Here is a 3,404-nt window from a genome sequence, read left to right as displayed (position 1 = left end):
ACCACTTTAAGCCGCTTCTTCCTTCCTTTTACTGCCTTCTCATGAGAAATCCGGGTTAGATTGGTGTCGAGAGGACGTGTGTCGTCTTCCAGTATCTGCCGGACGGCTGCGATGGGGGTTTTGACGCTATGAGACAGGTTTGCGAGAGCGTCCCTGGAGCGCTCCAGTCGCTGATCTAAGGAGTCCAGCAACTGATTTAGTTGAAGAACCAGCGGGTGGAACTCCTCTGGCGACTGAACGTTGATTCGGGAGATCTCTCCGTCCTGGAGTCTTTTTAATGCGGCTTTGAGTGTGACAACCGGTCGCATGGACATCGTGATTCCGAACCAGAGCACGGCGACCAAGAGCATAATCAACAGAACTGATACTAGGGCGGTCCAGGCATGAAGTGCAGCTTGGCTGCGTTTCAGCGCACCCAGATCTTCAGAAACGATTACGACGATGGGTGTTTCACCGACCTGAAAAGACTTTCGGTAGGCGAGGATGTCTAAGGGAGTATCAGTGGTTTCGGCATCTTCTACGCGAACGGTTCCGTCTTCTTCGTTTTCAATCAGAGGCGTTAACAAGGGCTCCCAAGTATCGGGTGAAATGATGGTCTGTTCGGGTGTATGTATGGCAAAGGCATGATGAAAAACATCCTGGAAATAATCGCCCGTCTGGAGAGTGTCAACTTCACCATTCGCGTCGCGAATCTGGTGCTCAAGGAAAACGACTTCATCTTTCAGTCGGCTTTCAACGAATTCCCGAGACATTCGGTCGAGCAGCAAGCCATGGACCAACCACGCTACCCCCATTAGACCAATTCCGGCGGGCAGTAACAGCGCAAGCAAGGTTCCTTTTACGGACGCAGGCTTTTTAAGGAATCGCATTAAAAATGTACCCCTGGCCGCGTCGTGTTGAGATGGTTTCGCTGCCCACTAGCTTCCTTAACCTCCGAATATACGCCTCAATGACGTTTTCGCTCGGGCTATCATTCAAGTTGTAAAGCTGTTCCATTAGTTGTTCTTTGGAAAAGACGTGGCCAGGGCGGCTCATCAAACAACGTAGCAGCCGGAATTCGGTGCCGGTAAGTGTATGTTCCACGCCGTCGTCCATCTTGAGGCTCTGGCGGTTTTCGTCCAGTTCAAAGCGGCCGGCTTTAACCTGAGCATGGACCCTTCCTTCACTTCGACGCACGAGTGCGTTGAGGCGTGCGATTAGCTCTTCTGTCTGAAAAGGTTTTGCCAGGTAATCGTCTGCCCCGGCTTTTAAGCCGTTAACCTTATCCTGCCAATCGCCTCTCGCGGTCAGAATCAAGACCGGACAGCTGACGTGATTCGTTCGCCACTTTCTCAATACGTCCAGCCCGTTGCCATCAGGTAGACCCAGGTCCAGAACAACAGCACGGTAATCCTCTTGCTCACCCAGAACGACGGCTTCTCGGGCACTGGGAGTTGTATCAACGCTGAAACCTGCTTTTCCCAACTGCCTGACCAGACCCTCAGCAAGCAAGCGGTCATCTTCGACGAGCAGTAAACGCATGAGTTTTTCCTTCTATGTATGGTCCGTGGTCGAAAGTGTGACTGATTAACCTGAATTCAGCCTGAACGGAAAATAGTTCGAGTTTTTCAGAAAGAATTCAGGTTAGTGAGAGAAAGTAACAACCGATTCTGGACATTGCTCAAGATTGGGGCTCAATCCAGCAGTGTTTTCGCGAGTTTTATTTTACAGAGGATAAAAAGATGAATGCATCAAAACTATTCGTAGCGGGTATGGCGCTTTCAATGTCGGCAACAGCGTTTGCGGCTGGCGCCCATGATGGTGGCCACGGGCACGGCGCTACAAGCGGTGAACCTGGCAAAGCGTCGGAGGCCAGCCGAACCATAACTGTCGAGATGTACGACAACTACTACGAACCCGAAGAAATCAGTGTAAAGCCGGGTGAAACCGTTCGCTTCGTGGTGGAGAACAAGGGAAACCTCGTCCATGAGTTCAATGTTGGCACTCCCGACATGCACGAAGCTCATCAAGAGGAAATGATGATGATGGTTGAGCATGGCGTCATCCAGGGCGGCAAGCTGAACCACGACATGATGAATATGGATATGGGGAATGGCCATTCCATGAAACACGACGATCCAAACAGTGTTTTGCTGGAACCGGGCCAAAGTAAAGAAGTGGTTTGGAAGTTCTCTGATAAAGGCAATATCGAATTTGCCTGCAACGTGCCGGGCCACTATCAGGCCGGGATGTACGGTGAGGTCAATTTCGAGTAACTCGCTTAACTGAGGTCCGCGAGCGCGGGGCTGAGACACGTTTCTCGGCCCGGCTTCAATGACGTGTAGTTTGGAGCAACACAGATGAAACCACGCTTTTTGACAGGGCTTTTGAGCCTGCTGATGCCAGCCATGGTTATGGCCGGTGAGTACGACCTTACGGTCGACCGGGTAAAAATTGATACCGGCGATTTTGTGAAGGAAGGCATTGGATACAACGGCGCATCTCCGGGACCGGTAATGCGTTTCAAGGAAGGCGAGAACGTCCGGATCAACGTGACCAACAACCTGGATGAGATGACGTCCATTCACTGGCACGGCCTGATCCTTCCTTTTAACCAGGATGGTGTGCCTGGTATCAGTTTCCCGGGCATCAAGCCGGGTGAAACCTTTACCTATGAGTTTCCTATCCAGCAGGCAGGCACCTACTGGTTCCACAGCCACTCTGGTTTTCAGGAGCCGGACGGCGCCTATGGTGCCATTGTCATCGAGCCCGAGGGCCGTGAGCCATTCCGCTACGATCGTGAATACGTGGTGCAGCTGACTGACAAGCACCCCCATTCCGGTGACCGCATCATGCGCAACCTGAAAATGATGCCGGATTACTACAATCGCGAGCAGCAAACCGTTGGCGAGTTTTTCTCGGACGTGTCAAAAAATGGCCTGATGAACACCGTCAGTGACCGTATGGCCTGGGGTGGCATGCGGATGATGAAAGCGGACGTTGAGGATATCCATGGCTTTACGGGCTTGATCAACGGCAAAGGCCCGGACCAGAACTGGACGGGACTCTTTGAGCCGGGCGAACGCATTCGGCTGCGATTCATCAACTCTTCGGCCATGACCTACTTTGATATCCGGATTCCTGGTCTGGATATGACCGTCGTTCAGGCCGATGGCAACAACGTTCAGCCCGTTAGTGTCGATGAATTCCGGATTGGTGTAGCGGAAACCTACGACGTGATCGTACGTCCGAAGGATGAGCAGGCGTACACCATCTTCGCCGAATCCATGGGACGTTCCGGATACGCCAGGGCAACACTGGCCCCCGAAGAGGGCATGGAAGCGGCAGTGCCGCAACTGCGTGAAGCTGCCCGACTGACCATGGCTGATATGGGCGGTATGCCTGGTATGGACCATGGCAGCATG

3 protein-coding genes and 1 pseudogene are annotated in these 3,404 nt (G+C 52.6%); 2 read left to right on the top strand and 2 right to left on the bottom strand.

From position 1 onward, the window contains the following. Both RO069_RS12820 and RO069_RS12815 read right to left on the bottom strand, forming a co-directional pair. Window positions 1–869, bottom strand: a pseudogene (locus RO069_RS12820) (histidine kinase); the annotation flags it as partial. After that, window positions 856–1,521 (bottom strand): response regulator transcription factor, encoded by a 666-nt coding sequence (locus RO069_RS12815; protein WP_022990681.1) that lies wholly within the window; start codon window positions 1,519–1,521, stop codon window positions 856–858. The gene RO069_RS12815 and the pseudogene RO069_RS12820, both read right to left, overlap by 14 nt. Window positions 1,522–1,721: 200 nt before the next feature. Between RO069_RS12815 and RO069_RS12810 the strand changes: the two genes are divergently transcribed. Both RO069_RS12810 and RO069_RS12805 read left to right on the top strand, forming a co-directional pair. Continuing rightward, on the top strand, window positions 1,722–2,255 hold the full coding sequence (locus RO069_RS12810; protein ID WP_248236799.1) for a cupredoxin domain-containing protein: 534 nt from the start codon (window positions 1,722–1,724) through the stop codon (window positions 2,253–2,255). A gap of 84 nt (window positions 2,256–2,339) precedes the next feature. Beyond that, on the top strand, window positions 2,340–3,404 hold a 1,065-nt coding region (locus RO069_RS12805; protein ID WP_328188014.1), incomplete at its 3' end, for a copper resistance system multicopper oxidase.

The organism is Marinobacter sp. OP 3.4, from assembly GCF_036224885.1.
Lineage (GTDB): Bacteria > Pseudomonadota > Gammaproteobacteria > Pseudomonadales > Oleiphilaceae > Marinobacter.
The sequence above is the reverse complement of the archived record's forward strand: the minus strand, read 5'-3'. Positions and strand labels throughout refer to the sequence as shown.

Coding starts and splice junctions, on each gene's coding strand:
- RO069_RS12815 (WP_022990681.1), bottom strand. CDS start 1,521: ATGCGTTTACTGCTCGTCGAAGATGACCGCTTGCTTGCTGAGGGTCTG.
- RO069_RS12810 (WP_248236799.1), top strand. CDS start 1,722: ATGAATGCATCAAAACTATTCGTAGCGGGTATGGCGCTTTCAATGTCG.